Raw genomic sequence first — 18141 nt, forward strand, 5'->3', positions numbered from 1 at the left:
TCAGATAATTGAAGCTTTTTCCCGACTCAAACCATGAGCCGTTACTGACGACCATTGCGATGCAGACATGAGCCAGGCCGGCGTCTATGTTGATTGCGTTTGCGAAGCATGGCGAGGGGTCGACATGGGAATGCAGTTTATCTCCGCAATTTTTTTCTTGTTGCTGTTCAGCCAAAATGCCGTCGCGGGTTGGTATCAGATCGAAAACTACGAAGGTTTCATTGGGCCTAACCCAGTCCATCTGTCGCTGCAGAGGAATGACAGTTTCGGCAGCGGGATTACGGTCGAGGGGAGCTATTTCTACGACGCGAAGCAAAGCCCGATAGCAGTGTACGGCAAGATCAACGGCACCAGCGTATTCCTTTGCGAGATTGCGGACGACAAGGAATTCGACCGGGTGCTGGTCATGGGTTCGAAAACGCCCGTCGACACCAGTGGATGCCCATTTTCTCTCGACATTGGTGAAAGCGGCGCAACAGGAACCTGGAGCAAGGGTGCGGACAAACATCCCGTCACGCTCAAGAAAGTTGCGAGCCTGGACGATACCGGCGACGGGAAGATTGACGGAACCGTTGAGATCCCGTTCTGGGCGCAGACCGACACCGACAGGTTTTCAGGCATCTACGCGAAAACCGAAGCCGGAATTTGCATGCGAAAATTGCAAGTCATCGGCAAGCGAAGCAAGAAAGTCTATCAAGAGATCGAGTTCGATGACGACAATTGCGACGCGGGAATGCTGATGACGCCAATCTACATGAATGTTCAAAAACAGACGGAAAAAATCGCCGAGATCATTTCAGTAAACTTTCGTGGCGGCGGCGCTGGCTATACAATGGACTATGTTTTCTCTCTTAAAACTAAGAAGTATCATCAATTGGCGAATTGAGCGGGTGCCTCGCTTGGCGTTGCCCAGGTAATGCTTACCGTCGCCCGAACAGCCTCTCGATATCCGCCAGCTTGAGTTCGATGTAGGTCGGGCGGCCGTGGTTGCAGGTGCCGGAGCCGGGCGTCGCCTCCATCTGGCGCAGCAGAGCGTTCATCTCTTCCGGTTTGAGCAGGCGGCCGGAACGTACCGAGCCGTGGCAGGCCATGGTCGCGGCTATCCTGTCCAGCCGCTCCTTCAGCGTGCCGACCGTGTCATTGTCGGCGATCTCGTCGGCGAGGTCGCGCACCAGCTGCTGGACGTTGGTCTCGCCGAGCATCGACGGCGTCTCGCGCACCGCAACGGCGCCTGGCCCGAAGCGCTCGATGCCGAGGCCGAAGCGGGCCAGCGTCTCGGAGTGCATGGCAAGCCGCTCGGCGTCTTCCTCCGGCAGGTCGACAATCTCGGGCAGCAGCAGCATCTGCGACGGCACCGCGCGTGAGTGGAGGGCGTTCTTCAAGGCCTCGTAAACCAGTCGCTCATGCGCCGCATGCTGGTCGACGATGACAAGCGAATCCCTGGTCTGGGCGACGATGTAGTTCTCATGCACTTGCGCGCGCGCCGCGCCCAATGCCGTGCCGAGCAGCGTCTCTGCCGCCTGATCCTGTCCGGCGCGCGCGTCGGCACTGTGCAGTGGGCCGGCGTCGAAGGCCGCCTGCTCGTCCTCGCCGAAGCCGCCATTTGCAGAGCCCATATCGAGCGGCCGCTGCGGCGAACGGGCAGGGTCGAAACCCGCAAAGCCCGACGCCCGATAGGCGGCCTCGTAACTGCGGTGACCGTTGGCCGGGCCGCCATGCGCATAGGATGCCGCGCCCGGCCGGAACGCTGCCATCATGCCGGCGGCACCGGTGGTGGCGGCGCGGATCCCGGCATGGGCCAGTGCTTCGCGGATGGCGCCGACGATCAGGCCGCGCACCAGCCCCGGATCGCGGAAGCGCACGTCGGCCTTGGCCGGATGGACGTTGACGTCGACGATCGCCGGATCGAGCGTCAGGAACAGCACGGTGACGGCATGGCGGTCGCGCGGCAGCACGTCGGCGAAGGCGCCGCGAATGGCGCCGGCGATCAATTTGTCACGCACCGGGCGGCCGTTGACATAGGCATATTGCTGCAGGGCGTTGGCGCGGGTGAAGGAGGGCACCGAGACATGGCCGGCGAGGTGCACGCCGTCCCGCACCGCGTCGATGGCGATCGCATTGTCGGGAAAGTCGGCGCCCATCACCTGTGCCACCCGGCGCAGCCGGCCTTCCGGGCTGTCCTCGGTCGCCGGCAGCTCCAGCGTCGAGCGGTCCGGGCCGGCCAGCGTGAAGCGCACGGCGGGAAAGGCGATGGCGATGCGCTTGACCACGTCGCCGATGGCCGAGCCTTCGGCGCGCTCACCCTTCATGAATTTGAGCCGCGCCGGCGTGGCGAAGAACAGGTCGCGCACCTCGACCGTGGTGCCGCGATTGGCCGCCGCCGGCCTGACGGCGGAGACGCGGCCGCCGTCGATGCCGATCTCGGCGGCGTTTTCACTGGACGCTGTGCGTGAGCGGATCGACAGCCGCGCCACCGAGCCGATCGACGGCAAGGCCTCGCCGCGAAAGCCGAGCGAGCGGATGTCGTGGATGTTGTCGGCGAGCTTCGAGGTGCAATGGCGCGCGATCGCCAGCGCCAGTTCCTTTTCCGGAATGCCCGAGCCGTCGTCGCTGACACGGATCAGGTTCAGCCCGCCGCCGGCGGTGACGATCTCGACACGCGTGGCGCCGGCATCGAGCGCGTTCTCGACCAGTTCCTTGACCACGCTTGCCGGACGCTCGATGACTTCGCCGGCGGCGATCTGGTTGATCATCGTTTCGGAAAGCTGGCGAATGGGCATGGCAGCACTATAGGCGGATTCGTGGTCGATGCGGGAGGGGGAGAATAGCGTTGATTGTTGCAAGGCAGGGAGACTGCTCCGTTGCGCTCCGTCCCACCCCCCTCTGGCCTGCCGGCCATCTCCCCCGCAAGGGGGGAGATCGGATGTCGCCTCGGCCTCCGCCAGTCTCCAATGTCTCAAAGGTTGGCGGGACGCATGAACCGCCAATCTCCCCCCTTGCGGGGGAGATGGCCGGCAGGCCAGAGGGGGGTGCTGTCCCGCCACGATGTAGAGATAGGAATATTGTTGAAGTGAATGGGCTTGGCCCCCAATTGACTTAGTGGATTTAGTCGGGCGAAGGCCAAAATCTGAAGCGAATGGCCGTTGGAGGCGACATTTGGACGTCATCCTAGATTACTTAATGGTAAACTTCGCTCGATGGATACAGCGTCGAAAGAGTCGTATTGCAAGAGTAATTTTGTTCACTATTTGGACGATTATTTCGATATCGCTAGCAGTTGTTCTGGTTTACCTCCTGTATATTCGAAATCTTACCATATAGATTATTGTTCAATCGTCGGGTCGTTCTCGAGGAAATCCACGCAGCTGACCGCGACCGTGCCTTCAACTCATGAGCTTGGGCAGCGCTGCCGCCAGTGCATCGACGGCAAGGCGGACTTTCATCGGCAGATGTGGCGTCTGCAGCCACAGCGCATGGGCGTCATAGAGAAACCTCGGCTGTTCCGGCAATAGCGGGACAAGTACGCCCGCCTGAATGCGCTGGCGAACCAGCCAGTATGGCAGCCAGGCGAGCCCCATGCCGGCGGCCGCGGCATCGGCGATGGCATCGAGATCGTCGAGCCGCAATCTGCCAGCGAGCCTGACCTCCGTCGCAGGCTGGCCATTGCGTGGAAACAGCCACGGCTGAACGGCACGCCCGGAACGGCGGTAGATGATCGCGTGATGGCTGCCGAGGTCATCTATCGCCTGCGGCTGGCCGTGCCTGTCGAGATAGGATGGCGACGCGCAGACGACCATGTGCTGGCGCGCGACGCGCCGCGCCATCACCCCGGCCTGGTCCTCCAGATCGCCCGTTCGGATGGCAAGGTCGCAGCCGTCCTCGGCGAGGTCGGCGAGGGCGTCGCTGAACGACAGGTCAAGTTCCAGCGCCGGATATTGCTGCGCAAGCCCGAACAGGATCGGGGCAACGCAGCGCCGGCCGAAATGCACCGGCATGAGGACGCGCAGCTTTCCGCGCGGTTCGGCAAGCTGGTCGGCGGCGAGCGCATCCGCGGCCTCTGCTTCGGCAAGCACCAGCCGGCAGCGTTCATGATAGGTGCGCCCGAAATCTGTCAGGCTTTGGCGGCGCGTGGTCCGGTTGATGAGGCGCACGCCCAGGCGCTCCTCGAGAAACCGGACATGCTTGCCGACCATCGGCCCGGACAGATCAAGAGCCGCCGCCGCGGCCGCGAACGAGCCCAGGTCGACGGCTTTGACGAACACGGCCATGCTGGTAAGGCGATCCATATTCAAAACCCACAGTTTCCACTGATCTACTCAAGCGGCTATTTATCCGCCTGATTGCCGCTGGCATAGCACATTCAGTGCAAATATTTTGGAGTTGTGACCGATGGCGCGTGTCGTTCGTTTTTATGAGCTGGGTGGTCCCGAGGTTCTGCGCATCGAGAATGTCGACATGCCTGCGCCGGGACGAGGCGAGATCCAGATCCGTGTCAAGGCGTTGGGTCTGAACCGGGCCGAGGCGTTGCTGCGTTCAGGCAGATATATCCAAACCGCGCCGTTGCCTTCTGGTCTTGGGCTTGAGGCCGCTGGCCTCGTCGAAACGGTCGGCGAAGGCGTGGACGGGTTTGCGCCGGGCGATGCCGTCAGCATCGTGCCGCCAGTGTCGATGGCCCGCTGGCCTGCCTATGGTGAGATTGCCACATATCCCGCCGAGCTCGTCGTCAAGCATCCACCATCGCTGAGCTGGGAAGAGGCCGCCGCTGCGTGGATGCAATATCTCACCGCCTACGGTGCGCTGATCGACATTGCCAAACTCGGCAGGAAGGACTTTGTCGTCATCACTGCGGCATCGAGCAGCGTCGGACTGGCGGCGATCCAGATTGCCAACCTGGTTGGCGCGACCCCGATCGCCGTCACACGGACGTCCGCCAAGAAGCGGACTCTGCTTGAGTTCGGCGCGGCCCACGTCATCGCCTCGGCAGAGGTGGATCTGGAAGCTAGGTTGAAGGAAATCGCCGGCCCGGACGGCGTGCGCGTGGTGTTCGACGCGGTCGGCGGGCCGATCTTCGAGCCTCTGACGGCAGCGATGGCACTGGGTGGCATTCTCATCGAATATGGCGGCTTGAGCCCCGACCCGACACCTTTTCCGTTACCTGCAGTGCTAGGCAAGACGCTGACGCTGCGCGGCTATCTCGTCCACGAGATCGTGCGCGATCCGGCCCGGCTACAGGCCGCCAAGACATTCATCCTTGATGGACTGAAATCGGGTTCGCTGAAGCCCGCAATCGCTAGAACCTTTCCGTTTGATCAGATCGTCGAGGCGCATCGTTATCTCGAGTCGAACGAACAATTCGGCAAGATCGTCGTGACGGTTTGACCGGGCATTGTGGGATAGCCTCACGCTTGCGCCGCCAGCCAGTCCCGCACCTTGCGGGCGTTGTCGCTGAGCTCGCGGTTCCTCGACCAGATGACATGAAAGCCCTTGCCGGTCGTCATTGTGTGGCCGGTGACGCGCACCAGCAGCCCTGATGCCAGCAGCCGCTCGGCGAGATGACCCCAGCCGAGCGCGATGCCTTGCCCTTCCATGACTGCCTGGATCACCAGCGCATAGTCGTTGATGCGCAAGCCACGCCCGGCATCGGCGATGTCGACACCGGCCGAGGCGAACCATTCGTCCCAGCTGGCGGCCTCGCGAAACGGCTCTTCGAGATGAATGAGACGATGCGATGGAAGGTCCTTCACGTTCGCCGGCAGCCCGAACCGGGCCACATAACTAACGCCGGCGACGGGGAATATCACTTCATCGGCCAGCGGCAGCGAATGATAATCCGGCCATTCCTTGGGCTCGCCGCCGCGGACGCCGAGCGGAATGTCTTCGGCGATGATGTCGAGATCGCGGTCCGCGGTCTGGATGCGCAGGTCGATGCCCGGCAGTTCGTCGCGAAACTGCTGCAGGCGCGGCATCATCCAGAACGAGGCGAATGCGGTCGAGGCGGCGAGCGTCACGTGAGCGCCGACGGCGATCTGGCGCAGATCTTCCGCCGACTTGCGGATGTGCGACAGGCCGAGCGAGACGTCGGCGTGAAAGCGATCGCCGGCCTCGGTAAGGCTGACTTGCCGGTGGCGGCGCTGGAAGAGTTTGGCGCCGAGCTGCTCCTCGAGCCCACGGATCGCATAGGAGACGGCAGCCTGCGTCATGCCGAGCTCCCGCCCGGCGGCGGTAAAGCTCGACAGCCGGCCGGCGGCCTCGAAAACGATCAGGCTGCCGGCCGAGGGCAGCAGATGGCGCAAGCTTCGCATAAGCTGAGCTTATACAAGAGATCAGGATTTTCCAGCGTCACAGCTGCATTTTGTCTGGCTAGATTGATCGAGACAGGAAGATGGAGCCTCCATGAACGCACCGGCCGTTGAAGTGAGCGAACATACCAATCGTCGCGCGGGTGGCCGCCTGGGGCGCAAGGCGCTGCGGGGAGCTCCCGTAGCGTCATTTCCGACCCTGGTTCGCAAGATTCCGGTGTATCAGATGGTCCCGGACGAGGCGGTGGAGCTCATCCACCAGGAGTCGCTCAGCATCCTCGAAGAGGTGGGATGCGAGTTCCGCGACGACGAGGCTATCGCAATGTGGAAGGCGGCGGGCGCCGATGTCTCCGAGACAAGGGTCCGGATCGACCGCGCCCTGCTGATGGACCTCGTCTCGAAGGTCCCGTCGGAGTTCACGCTCAATGCGAGGAATCCCCAGCGTTCCGTACGTGTGGGTGGCAACAACTCCATCTTCGTGCCGATGTACGGGGCGCCTTATGTGCGCGACCTCGACAACAACAGGCGCTACGGCACACTCGCCGACCTCAACAATTTCCACAAGCTCGCCTACATGGCGCCGGCGCTGCATTCGTCGAGCTCGATCATCTGCGAGCCGATGGAAATCGCGGTGCCGAAGCGTCACCTCCACATCATCCATTCAGCGCTGAAGCACTCCGACAAGCCGTTCATGGGCATCGTGACCTCCAAAGATCGAGCCGAAGACACGATGGCGATGGCAGGCATCGTGTTCGGCGAGGACTATGTCCGCGACAACCCGGTCCTGGTGGCGATCACCAACTGCAATTCGCCGCTGGTCTGGGATGCCACCATGCTGGACGCGATGAAAGTCTATGCGCGCCACAACCAGCCGCTGATCCTCGCGCCCTTCGCCCTTTGCGGCGCCTCGACTTCGGCCTCTGCAGTCGGTGCGGTCGCGCAGGTCAATGCCGAAGCGCTGGCGGGCGTCGCGTTCACACAGCTCTTGCGTCCGGGTTCGCCGCAGATCTACGGACAGTTCATGGTGACGGTCGACATGAAGACCGGCGCTCCCATGGGCGGCACGCCGGAGGCGGCCCAGATGATGTATCTCATGGGCGCGCTGGCGCGGAAGTATCGGCTGCCGTGGCGCACGTCCGGTTTCCATGTCGGTTCGAAGCTGAACGACGCCCAGGCGGGCTACGAGGCGAACATGCTGATGCATGCCGCCATCCTTGCCGGCGCCAACTACATCTGGCACTCCGCCGGTTGGCTCGAGGCCGGCCTGACCTGCGGCTATTCGAAATTTGCCACCGACTGCGAGCAGCTTGTCGGCTGGTACAAATATGCTGGCGGGCTGCCATTCGACGATTTCAAGGAGGCTATGGCGGCTATCCGCGAGGTCGGACCGCAGGGCCATTTCCTCGGCACCCAACACACGCTCCAGCATTTCGAGTCCGCCTTCTTCATACCGAGCATCATGGACTTCAATTCGTTCGAACAGTGGAAGGCGGAAGGAGCAAAGGACCACGACACCCGCGGCCGCGAGAAAGCGCGCAACATGCTCGCCGATTATGAGGAGCCGAAGCTCGATGAGGGCATCGCCGATGGTCTCAAAGATTTGATTGCGCGGCGCGAGGAGAAACTACCGGACAGCGTTAGTTGATAACGGGCGAAGACCCGATGGGAACCATAACGGAGGAAAAAATGACACTCTTCAGAAGCAATGGTGATCGCGTACCGAGCGCCATCGAAGCGATGGCCAGCGAGGCGCGTGCAGGTCGTGTGGATCGGCGCGAGTTTCTGGCTCTGGCAAGCGCTTTCGGCGCATCGACGGCCCTTGCCTACGGCATGATCGGTCTTGCCGTGCCAGAACGGGCTTTGGCTGAAGAGCCGAAGAAAGGCGGCACGCTGCATGTTTCGATGTCGGTGAAGGCACAAAAGGACCCGCGCACCTACGACTGGGTGGAACTTGCGAACATTTCACGCTGCTGGCTCGAGCCGCTTGTCCGCTACACCCGCCAGTTCACTTTCGAGCCGGTTCTGCTTGAAAGCTGGGAGGTCAATGACGACGCCACCGAATATGTGCTGCATGTGCGCAAGGGCATCACCTGGACCAATGGTGATGCTTTCGGCGCCGATGATGTGGCCTACAATCTGACGCGCTGGTGCGAAAAGGCTGCAGCCGGCAATTCCATGGCCGCGCGCGTCGGTGCACTGATCGACGCAAAAACCGGCAAGGCCAGGGATGGCGCGATCACCAAGGTCGACGACAACACGGTCAAGCTGAAGCTGAACGAGCCGGACATCTCGCTGATCCCGAACTTCACCGACTATCCGGCGCTGGTGGTCCATCGCAACTTCGACGCCGACGGTGCCAATCCGATCGAGAAGCCGATTGGCACCGGGCCGTTCGAACTGGTGTCTTATGCGGTCGGCCAGAAAGCGGTCGTCAAGCGTCGTGAGACTGGCAAGTGGTGGGGCGGTGAAGCGCTTCTCGACGGCGTCGAATTCATCGACTACGGAACCGATTTCAACGCGTCGATAAATGCATTCGACTCCGGCGAAATCGATCTCAACTTCGAGACGCCCGCCGACTTCATAGACATCCTCGACAAGATGGGGCTGGTAAAATCGGAGGTCGCGACAGCGACCACGCTCGTTGCCCGGACCAACGTCACGCACAAGCCCTACGACGACAAGCGCGTCCGCAACGCCCTGCAAATGGCCGTCGACAACCAGGCGGTGCTCGAACTTGGCTATGCCGGGCGAGGGACTGTTGGTGAAAACCATCACGTCAGCCCGATTCATCCGGAATACTTCGCGCTGCCCAAGAAGAAACGTGACGCCGCGGGCGCCAAGAAGCTGATGGCCGAGGCCAAGCAGGCCGACTTCGAGCATGAACTGATCACCGTCGAGGACGATTGGCAAAAGAATACCGGCGACGCTATTGCCGGCCAGTTGCGCGACGCCGGGATCAAGGTGAAGCGCACCGTGCTGCCGGGTTCGACTTTCTGGAACGACTGGACCAAATATCCTTATTCCATGACCATTTGGTACATGCGCCCGCTTGGCGTCCAGGTGTTGGCGCTGGGCTATCGCACCGGCGAGGCCTGGAACGAAACCGGCTACTCGAATCCTGATTTCGACGCCAAGCTCAAGCAGGCTCTCTCGCTCATCGACGTGGAAAAGCGCCGCGAGGTCATGAAGGACATCGAGCAGATCCTCCAGGATTCGGGCGTCATCATTCAGCCGTTTTGGCAGAAGCTGTTCAGCCACATGAACGAGAAGGTGAAGAACTACGCTGTCCACCAAACCTTCGAGATGGATCTCCAGAACGTCTGGCTGAACGCCTGAGTTGCCAGCAGAGGACGCGTTGCAGGATTTCATGGACCGCAAGAAAGCCGACAGGCAAGATGCGTGGTACTGATAGCTTCCGTCAGTGAACAATCGGGGACACGCATGAAACTGCCACTTTTTGTTGCCGCGCTTTCGATGGCCTTGCCGGCGGCCGCGTTTGCCGGCCCTGCTGCCAACGCCGTGAAGTTTTTCTATGTCCCGTCGGTCAAATTCGAGGCCGATGCGCAATATCGCGACCGCTTCACCGCGCCGGTGACGAAACTGTTCGAACTGAACGACAACGCGGCAAAGAACCATCCGGATGAAGTTCCCTGCATCGACTTCGCCCCTGGTCTCGATGCGCAGGACTATGACGAGAAGACCGTGGCCAAGACGCTGACGCTGGCCGAAACGCTGGATGGCGACAGCGCCGAGGTGACGGCGACGTTCAGCCTTTTCCCGGAAGGCGATGATTCCAAACGCGAAATGGTCTGGTCACTCAGGAAGATCGATGGCCAGTGGAAGGTCGCCGACATCACCTCGAAGACCAGCGGCTGGACGCTGAGTGCGCTCGAATGTCTGGCCGGGCAGACCCCGGAGTGATGCCGTGCTCCGCTGCCGTCCCTGGGTTCTGGCGACTGCGTGCCTGCTGGCCGGATTGAGCAGCGCCGCCGCTCAGGGCCTGTTGGGCGCGCCGCCCGCAGACGCGCCGGCCGACAACGCGGCACCTCCGCCGGCAGAGTCGCCGGCAGAAAACGCACCGGCCGCACCCGTGCAGCCGGGCTCGCCGACGGCGGTGGTGAAGCCGTTCTACGAGCATGCCAGGCTCGAGGTCGATCCGGCTCAGCGGGGCCATTTCACCGATCCGGCAAAGTCGGTGCTGGACAAGAGCGACGCGCTGCGGAAGTCGGGGCAGGGCGAGTGCCTCGATCCCAACATGGCGCTCGACAATGCCGAATACGACGAGGCGGAGATCGACAAGAGCCTGAAGACCATCGAAGCGGTCAAGGGCGACCAGGCCAAGGTCGTTGTCGCTTTCGTCGCCTCCGGCAATCCGCACCGGCTGGAATGGAAGCTCAAAAAGGTCGACGGCGACTGGAAGATATCGGACCTGCTCTCGGTGACAGGCGAATGGGCGCTCAGCCAATACCAGTGTGAGTGAGAACGGAACCGATGAAGATCAGCAACATCCGCGTCACCCACGTCAACGTCCCGCTCGATGCTCCGTTCTGGTGGACGGCTGGTCTCTACGGCGGCGCCTCGAAATCGATCATCGAGGTCGAGACGGACGAAGGCGTGGTCGGACTGGGCGAGGCGCCATGGTGGCATTTCGGCGAGGTGATCAAGGCCGAGATCGCGCCGGCGCTGATTGGCGCCGATCCGCTCGACATCGCCGACTGCGAGGCGCGCTGTGTGCCGCCCTGGCAGATCACCGCCAACACCGGCGAGAACGCAGCCACGGTGGCGTTCGGCGCCATCGAACTGGCGCTCTGGGATATAAGAGGCAAGGTCTTCGGCATGCCGCTCTATAAGCTGCTCGGCGGCGCGGTGCGCAAGGACATTCCGTTTTCGGAATATTTCGCCTTTCGCCCCGCTCAAGGCGGAGCCGGCGGCGAGATGACCGCCGAAGCGATCGTCGACTATTGTCTCGGCATGCGAGAACAGCACGGCTCGACGATCTTCGAGGGCAAGCTGATCATGGGCGATCCCGAGCTCGAGATCAGGACAGTGCGCATGCTGCGCGAGGCGCTTGGCGATAAGGCGCAGATCAAACTCGATTCCAACATGCAGTGGTCGCTGACCACAGCACGCTGGGTACTGCGCGAGATCGAGCCGTTCAACATCCGCAATTACGAGGATCCGGTCGCGACCTTCGAGGAGATGGCAGCGCTGCGCCAGCATTCGCGCATTCCGTTCTCCACGCACATCCCGGATCTCAGACGGGCAGTCGCGCTCGGTGCGCCGGATTACTTCGTCTGCAATTTCGCAGCACTCGGCGGATTGTCGAAAACTCTGAAATTCATCGCCGCCTGTGAGGCGATGGGCAAGGGGTTCTGGTGCTATTCGAACGATCTCGGCATCATGACATCGGCTTATCTGCACGTCGTGGCGGCGACACCGTGGATCACCGAAGCATCGCAGTCGCTGTTTCGCTGGCAGATCGGCGATGTCATCAAGGACGGTCCTTTCCGCCAGACGGGCAATACGGTGCGCGTGCCGGAGGGTGACGGGCTGGGCGTCGAACTCGATCCGGCTGCGATGAAACGCTGGGCGGGCCACTTCGCCGAACACGGGCCGATGGGCCATTTCAGCGACCCGAACAATCCCGGCCGCTACCGGCGGCTCCCGCTCAACTGATGCAACGTATTTTCCTCAGAAACTCAGGCTCACCCGCGCCCGCGATAGGGGGCGACGCCGGTGTCGGGCAGCCACACACCTTCCGGCGGGGCGCCCGTCTGCCAGAACACGTCGATCGGAATGCCGCCGCGCGGATACCAGTAGCCGCCGATGCGCAACCACAATGGCTTGGTCGCGGCGATGATGCGGCGGCCGATCATGACGGTGCATTCTTCGTGGAACGCGCCATGGTTGCGAAACGAGGTCATGAACAGCTTGAGCGACTTCGATTCCACCAGCAGCGCATCGGGTGCGTAGTCGACGACGATATGGGCGAAGTCCGGCTGGCCGGTGACCGGGCAGAGCGAAGTGAATTCCGGGCAGGTGAAGCGAACGATGGCCGGCGGGCCGTCGCCGCGCGAAAATGGCACGGTTTCCAGGACTGCCGCTTCAGGGCTCTGTGGCGCCTCGACGTTGGTGCCGAGCTGGGTGAGGTTTTTCGTATCGGTCATGAGCAGGTTCCTTGCTGCATGTCGCCCAAAACTGCGCAGCGATTTTGGGATAGCGACATGCGTAAAAACAAAAATTTGCCGCTCATTAGCACAATTTGAAACAGCAGGAAGACGATGACTAGCAACGACCCGCTCCTCCAGCCCTATCAGCTCAAGCATCTGACGCTGAAGAACCGGGTGATGTCGACCAGCCATGAGCCGGCCTATTCTGAGGACGGCATGCCAAAGGAGCGGTACCGGCTCTACCATGCCGAAAAGGCTAAGGGCGGCATGGCGCTGACCATGACCGCCGGCTCGGCGATCGTCTCGCGCGACAGCCCGGCCGCCTTCGGCAATCTGCATGTCTATGACGACCGCATCGTGCCGTGGCTCGCCGAGCTTACCGATGCCTGCCACGAGCATGACTGCAAGGTGATGATCCAGATCACCCATCTCGGCCGCCGCACCGGCTGGAACAAGGCCGACTGGCTGCCGGTGCTGTCGGCTTCGCCGGTGCGCGAACCGGCGCATCGCGCCTTTCCCAAGATTATCGAGGACTGGGATATCGAGCGCATCGTCGCCGACTACGCGGCGGCCGCCCAGCGCTGCCAGGCTGCCGGCCTCGACGGCATCGAATTCGAGGCCTACGGCCACCTGATGGACGGCTTCTGGTCGCCGGCCACCAACCAGCGCGACGACGATTTCGGCGGCTCGCTCGACAACCGGCTGCGCTTCACCGGAATGGTGCTCGATGCGGTGCGTGCCGCGGTCGGCGAAAAGTTCGTCGTCGGCATCCGCATGGTCGCCGACGAGGATTTCGAGAAAGGCCTGTCGAAACAGGAAGGCGTCGAAATCGCCAGGCGGCTGGCCGGCTCCGGCAAGGTCGATTTCCTCAACATCATCCGTGGCTCGATCGAGACTGATGCCGCGCTGACAAAAGTCATTCCGGTGACCGGCATGCGGTCGTCGCCGCATCTCGACTTCGCCGGCGAGGTGAGGGCGGCGACGAAATTCCCGACCTTCCATGCTGCGCGGATTTCCGACGTCGCCACCGCGCGTTACGCCATCGCCACCGGCAAGCTCGACATGGTCGGCATGACGCGCGCCCATATCGCCGACCCGCACATCGTCAAAAAAGTGATGGAGGGCCGCGAGCACGAGATACGTCCTTGCGTCGGTGCAACCTACTGCCTCGACCGCATCTATGAGGGCGGTGAGGCGCTGTGCATCCACAATGCGGCAACGGGCCGCGAGGCTGATATCCCGCATATCATCCCGAAAACCGAGGGACCGAAGCGAAAGGTGGTCGTGGTCGGCGCCGGCGCCGGCGGGCTGGAGGCAGCGCGGGTCGCCGCCGAGCGCGGGCACCAGGTAACGGTGCTGGAAGCATCGAGCCAGGCCGGCGGCCAAGTGCGGCTGGCAACGCAGAACCCGCGCCGCAAGGAATTGATCGGCATCATCGACTGGCGGTTGGCCGAGCTGGACCGGCTCGGCGTCGAGATCCGCTACGACACCTGGGCGGAGAAGGACGACGTGCTGGCGCTGTCGCCGGACGTGGTGGTGATCGCCACCGGCGGCCTGCCGCAGAACCCGCCTCTGACTGCGGGCGACGATCTCGTCACCTCGAGCTGGGACATCATGGCCGGCAGCGTCAAGCCGGCCGAGAACGTGCTGCTCTATGACGACAATGGCGGCCATCAGGGCATGGGTGCTGCCGAACTGATCGCCAACAGCGGCGCCAGGCTGGAGCTGGTTTCACCAGAGCGCTTCTTCGCGCCGGAAATGGGCGGCATGAACCATGTGCCTTACATGCGCGCCTTCCAGGAAAAGGGTGTCACGGTGACCATCAACACACGGCTGCGTTCGGTGCGGCGCGAGGGCAACCAGCTGATCGCCGAGCTCGCCTCCGACTTCGCTGATGGCTGGCGCGGAGAGCGCCGCGTCGACCAGGTGGTGGTCGAGCACGGCACGCTGCCGCTCGACGATCTCTATCTGGCGCTGAAGCCGCTGTCGAAGAACGCCGGCGCGATCGACTACGAAAAGCTGGTCAATGGCGGCGACATCTTTCCCGTGCGCAATCCTCACGCCGGTTTCGTGCTCTTCCGCATCGGCGATGCAGTAGCCTCGCGCAACATCCACGCCGCCATCTATGACGGCATCAGGTTCGGCTTGCGAATCTGAGGAATATTTTGGATTGATTGGTGGCGCGCAGCCGAACCTCCGTACGGAGAGCCACCACGGTACTTCGGCTCGTTCTGCGCGCCGCGCACGCCGCCGGCTTGCGGCCGGACACCGTACGATCTTGCGATTGCGGCAGGCCGCTCAAAACATCCTGGCGGTAGCCATGCAGAACACGGTGATGACCAGCAGCCCGCCGGCGATGCGTTCGCCTTTTGTCATCTTCGCGCGCAACTGGGTTTGCGTCGCCGCATCAGCGCCGGCCAACTGCCTGCTGGCGGAACCCACCAGTGCGCCCTGGACCCCGGCGGCAATCAAGGCAGTCAAGATGCCCAGCGCCAGGACCTTCTCCATCGAGCCGAAGGAGCCGTTGTGGAAGAAATACCAGAGCAGCAAACCCGTGAGGAAAACCACGCCGGCCGCGCCCATTTGCGGCCGGAAGAAACGTTCCGCCCGGATCTCCGGTTCGCGGGCAACCGCGATGGTGGTGCCGGCCCAGAACACACCCGCCATGACGTGAAGGCCGAGGACGATGATGTAGACATATTGCATGACCGCATTTCCTCTCTTGCCCACCGCTAACCATATGGATAGATATCAAATGATTAGATGTCAACGCATAAGCTCGAGCCGGTTCCATAGGCTTTGCCCTTGTTCTAGTGTCGGATCATGACGCCCTTTGACCGCCCGCCGATCGGGATGAATCTCGCCCGCACCGCCAAGCTGGTCGCGCAGGCTTTCGACGCTGCCCTGGTCGAGGCGGGGGGCACGCTGCCGGTCTGGGTGACTTTGCTGTCGGTCAAGTCGCGGGAGCTGGCCAACCAACGCGAGCTCGCCGGCATGATCGGTATTCGGGGCGCAACACTGACCCATCATCTCAACGCCATGGAGACGCAAGGCCTGCTGATACGGCGCCGCGATCCCGAAAATCGCCGGGTTCACCAGGTGGAGCTGACCCAAGCCGGAGAAGCGCTGTTCCTGAAATTGCGCACCGCCGCGTTAGCCTTCGACAAGCGGCTGCGGAAGGGATTATCCGACGACAGGTTGGCGGAGTTTGCACAGGTGCTGGCCGCGCTGCGGGCCAATGTCGAAGGTTAGAATTAGGCTAGGAAAACGCTATGCGCGAAATTTCGCTGAAGGATGCCAGGACTACACTCTCGGCGCTGCTCGATCAGGTCGTCGCGGGAGAACCGGCGGCCATCACGCGGCGCGGCCGCAAGCAGGCGGTCATTTTGTCATTTCAGGACTACGAAAAACTGGCGCGTGTGCCCAACATTGGACAATTGCTGGCAGCATTTCCCGGTGATGAGGATGACCTTCCGCCTCGGCTCATCAGGTCGGTTCGCAAGCCCGAACCATGACGGATCTACGCCCGGCTGCCCTGCAGCACCGTCAGCCTGGCCTTCTTGGGCGCCCGGGCTACCAGCCATTCGCGCACCCTGTCCGGTGGCATCGGGAAAGCGATGGAATAGCCTTGCACCTGGTCGCAGCCGATCGCCATCAGCGAGTCGAGCTCGGCTTCGGTTTCGGCGCCCTCGGCGACGATCGAGATGCCGAGACCGCGGGCGAGCTCGGTGAGGGCACGCACGATCTTGGTGTTGCCGCTGTTCTCGTTGATGTTCTGGACGAAACGGCGATCGATCTTCAGCCGGTCGATCTCGTTTGGATTGACATGGCTGAGCGATGCGTAGCCGGTGCCGAAATCATCGAGCTCAAGATGGATGCCGGCGGCGCGGATGTGCCGCAGCTTTGCCGCGATACCGGTCTTCTCGTCATCGAGAATAACGGATTCGACGATCTCCAGCGATAGTTTGTGCGCGGGCAGGCCAGCCCTCTCCAGCGCCCCGAACAGGAAGACTTCGAAATCTGTCTCGCGCAGCTCCGAACCGGATACATTGACGGCGATCCGTCCGAAGGCGATGCCTGCGCAGTTCCATTCGGCTGCTTCGTCGATCGCCTTGGCAATAACGATGCGGCCGATCTCGGGCATCAAGCCACATTTTTCTGCGATCGGAATGAACTCGCCCGGCGCGATCATGCCGCGCTCGGCATGCCTCCAGCGAACCAAAGCCTCGATGCCACTGATAGCGCCATCCGACAGCGACACCTGCGGCTGGAAATAGACTTCGAACGCCTTCTCAGAGATGGCGATCCTGATGTCGAGTTCGAGCTGCTTGCGATTATCAAGTTCGCGCCTCAGCTCATCGGAGAAGAACGACAAACTGCCGCCGCCCTGCCTCTTGGCTGAATAGAGTGCCAGATCGGCATGGACGAGCAGGTCCTGCGCATTGTCGGCGTCGACGGGGTAGACCGCAATCCCGGCACTTACGCCTGGATGGATCGTCGTGCCTTGGAAGATGACCGGCTCATTGAGTTTGGCCAGCATGCGTCTGGCGACGATATCGATGTCCGCGGTGCTGCCGGCGTCGTTGAGGACGACAACGAATTCGTCGCCGCCGAGACGCACGTTGAGATCCGACGTCCGGCAGGAATCGCGCATGCGCTGCGCGGCCACCACCAGCACATAATCGCCGGCGGCATGGCCGAGCGTGTCGTTGATCTGCTTGAACCGGTCGAGGTCGAACTGCACTACGGCGACCCGCTCACGCCTTCGCTGCGCACCACTGATGAACGTATCGAAATGGTCGGTCAGGAAGGTACGGTTGTGCAGGCCGGTCAGCCCATCATGCACGGCAATGAAGGCCATGGAATTGCGTGCATCGACCAGCTCGCGCGTCCGGCGCAAGATGGCATTCGACATCGGCCGAAAAATGAAAAGTGCCACCAGCAGCATGACGCCGATGGTCGAGTAGAACAATGTGCGGTGAAGATCGAGGAGCCTTTCGGAGCGCTGGTCCGCGTAGGCGCTGATGCGCTGGCCGAGTGCTGCGTAGCCCGACAAAGTTGCGTTGGCAACGGAAGCGTCCAGATTAACGCGCTCCTCTCCGCCCTTGTAGCCGCCGCTGCCTGTCGTGTTGAGCCGCGATTCGAATGAAGAGATCAGGCGCTCGCCATTGGCGATCAGCCCGACCGAGAAATAGTCGAGATGGTACGGCTTGGCGAAAAGCACGCTCTCGATCGATTTCGGATCGAATCTTGCCGGCGACACCGGATCGGCGGCGGTCCGCTCGAGCAGCAGATCGTAGTTCTTCTCGAACTCCACTGTCGCTTGCTTGAGCGCGCTAACCAGGGCGTGCTGTTGATCGCGCGAGGCGCTGCCTGTTGCGCCGGCAAGGAAGACGATGCGCTGCGACAGGGCTTTTTGTGTGCTGACGATATCGAGCAGCGCCTGATTGTGCCGTTGGGTCGCCATCACCTGTTGCAGCAGGATGAAGGACGCCACTACCATGGCGGCTATGATCAGCAGAGCCAGCCAGTAGCCGGACTTGATCAGGAGTATAAGCCTGCCCGAAACGGCGTGCACCGGCTGCTGCGACATTTTCCGAGTCGGCCCTCTCGCCAACGAATTCTTGTGCGACAACCTTTGGCTTCAAAGTGTTAACAGCTTTGGGATGGCA

16 protein-coding genes are annotated in these 18141 nt (G+C 62.1%); 10 read left to right on the forward strand and 6 right to left on the reverse strand.

Features of this window, described 5'->3' with window-relative positions:
• The first annotated feature begins 67 nt into the window (after nt 1-67).
• Complete coding sequence (locus NKH89_RS18965; protein WP_352909523.1) at nt 68-886, forward strand: hypothetical protein; 819 nt, start codon at nt 68-70, stop codon at nt 884-886.
• Nucleotides 887-920: 34 nt separating this feature from the next.
• On the opposite strand, the gene mutL is transcribed toward NKH89_RS18965, so the two are convergent.
• Nucleotides 921-2780, reverse strand: a complete 1860-nt coding sequence (mutL, locus tag NKH89_RS18970) for a DNA mismatch repair endonuclease MutL (RefSeq protein WP_023717172.1) — start codon at nt 2778-2780, stop codon at nt 921-923.
• A 603-nt stretch (nt 2781-3383) separates the two neighbouring features.
• Nucleotides 3384-4286, reverse strand: coding sequence for a LysR family transcriptional regulator (locus NKH89_RS18975; RefSeq protein WP_352481317.1), 903 nt, complete (start codon nt 4284-4286; stop codon nt 3384-3386).
• Between the two features lie 103 nt (nt 4287-4389).
• On the opposite strand from NKH89_RS18975, the gene NKH89_RS18980 reads away from it, so the two are divergent.
• Nucleotides 4390-5379 (forward strand): zinc-dependent alcohol dehydrogenase family protein, encoded by a 990-nt coding sequence (locus NKH89_RS18980; protein ID WP_352481283.1) that lies wholly within the window; start codon nt 4390-4392, stop codon nt 5377-5379.
• A gap of 20 nt (nt 5380-5399) precedes the next feature.
• Here the strand turns inward: NKH89_RS18980 and NKH89_RS18985 are convergent, their stop codons facing one another.
• Nucleotides 5400-6302: a LysR substrate-binding domain-containing protein gene (locus NKH89_RS18985; protein WP_023717175.1), complete on the reverse strand. Its 903-nt coding sequence runs from the start codon at nt 6300-6302 to the stop codon at nt 5400-5402.
• Between the two features lie 91 nt (nt 6303-6393).
• Between NKH89_RS18985 and NKH89_RS18990 the strand changes: the two genes are divergently transcribed.
• The 5 genes from NKH89_RS18990 (at nt 6394) to NKH89_RS19010 (ending at nt 11975) form a co-directional block, all read left to right on the forward strand.
• Nucleotides 6394-7944, forward strand: coding sequence for a trimethylamine methyltransferase family protein (locus NKH89_RS18990; RefSeq protein ID WP_023717176.1), 1551 nt, complete (start codon nt 6394-6396; stop codon nt 7942-7944).
• Between the two features lie 41 nt (nt 7945-7985).
• Nucleotides 7986-9635, forward strand: coding sequence for an ABC transporter substrate-binding protein (locus NKH89_RS18995; protein ID WP_352481282.1), 1650 nt, complete (start codon nt 7986-7988; stop codon nt 9633-9635).
• Nucleotides 9636-9740: 105 nt separating this feature from the next.
• Nucleotides 9741-10220 (forward strand): DUF3828 domain-containing protein, encoded by a 480-nt coding sequence (locus NKH89_RS19000; protein ID WP_023717178.1) that lies wholly within the window; start codon nt 9741-9743, stop codon nt 10218-10220.
• Nucleotides 10221-10224: 4 nt separating this feature from the next.
• Nucleotides 10225-10779 carry a hypothetical protein gene (locus tag NKH89_RS19005; RefSeq protein ID WP_051409602.1) on the forward strand — a complete coding sequence of 185 codons (555 nt, stop codon included), beginning with the start codon at nt 10225-10227 and terminating at the stop codon, nt 10777-10779.
• Between the two features lie 11 nt (nt 10780-10790).
• The gene (locus NKH89_RS19010) at nt 10791-11975 is read left to right on the forward strand and encodes a mandelate racemase/muconate lactonizing enzyme family protein (protein WP_023717180.1); all 1185 of its coding nucleotides are present in this window, start codon (nt 10791-10793) and stop codon (nt 11973-11975) included.
• A 29-nt stretch (nt 11976-12004) separates the two neighbouring features.
• On the opposite strand, the gene queF is transcribed toward NKH89_RS19010, so the two are convergent.
• Nucleotides 12005-12466 (reverse strand): preQ(1) synthase, encoded by a 462-nt coding sequence (gene queF, locus NKH89_RS19015; RefSeq protein ID WP_023717181.1) that lies wholly within the window; start codon nt 12464-12466, stop codon nt 12005-12007.
• Nucleotides 12467-12580: 114 nt separating this feature from the next.
• Here queF and NKH89_RS19020 point away from each other — a divergent pair, with 114 nt between their 5' ends.
• Nucleotides 12581-14626: an oxidoreductase gene (locus tag NKH89_RS19020; RefSeq protein WP_352481281.1), complete on the forward strand. Its 2046-nt coding sequence runs from the start codon at nt 12581-12583 to the stop codon at nt 14624-14626.
• 141 nt (nt 14627-14767) lie between these two features.
• Here the strand turns inward: NKH89_RS19020 and NKH89_RS19025 are convergent, their stop codons facing one another.
• Nucleotides 14768-15175, reverse strand: a complete 408-nt coding sequence (locus NKH89_RS19025) for a hypothetical protein (protein ID WP_023717183.1) — start codon at nt 15173-15175, stop codon at nt 14768-14770.
• A gap of 117 nt (nt 15176-15292) precedes the next feature.
• On the opposite strand from NKH89_RS19025, the gene NKH89_RS19030 reads away from it, so the two are divergent.
• Nucleotides 15293-15721 (forward strand): MarR family winged helix-turn-helix transcriptional regulator, encoded by a 429-nt coding sequence (locus NKH89_RS19030; RefSeq protein ID WP_023717184.1) that lies wholly within the window; start codon nt 15293-15295, stop codon nt 15719-15721.
• Between the two features lie 20 nt (nt 15722-15741).
• The gene (locus tag NKH89_RS19035; protein WP_023717185.1) at nt 15742-15984 is read left to right on the forward strand and encodes a type II toxin-antitoxin system Phd/YefM family antitoxin; all 243 of its coding nucleotides are present in this window, start codon (nt 15742-15744) and stop codon (nt 15982-15984) included.
• Nucleotides 15985-15989: 5 nt separating this feature from the next.
• Here NKH89_RS19035 and NKH89_RS19040 read toward each other — a convergent pair whose 3' ends face one another.
• A complete protein-coding gene (locus NKH89_RS19040) occupies nt 15990-18062 on the reverse strand; it encodes a putative bifunctional diguanylate cyclase/phosphodiesterase (RefSeq protein ID WP_352909526.1) in 2073 nt (690 codons plus the stop codon).
• Nucleotides 18063-18141: the final 79 nt, after the last annotated feature.

The sequence above is a fragment of the Mesorhizobium sp. M0923 genome (genome assembly GCF_040319365.1).
Classification (GTDB): Bacteria; Pseudomonadota; Alphaproteobacteria; order Rhizobiales; family Rhizobiaceae; genus Mesorhizobium.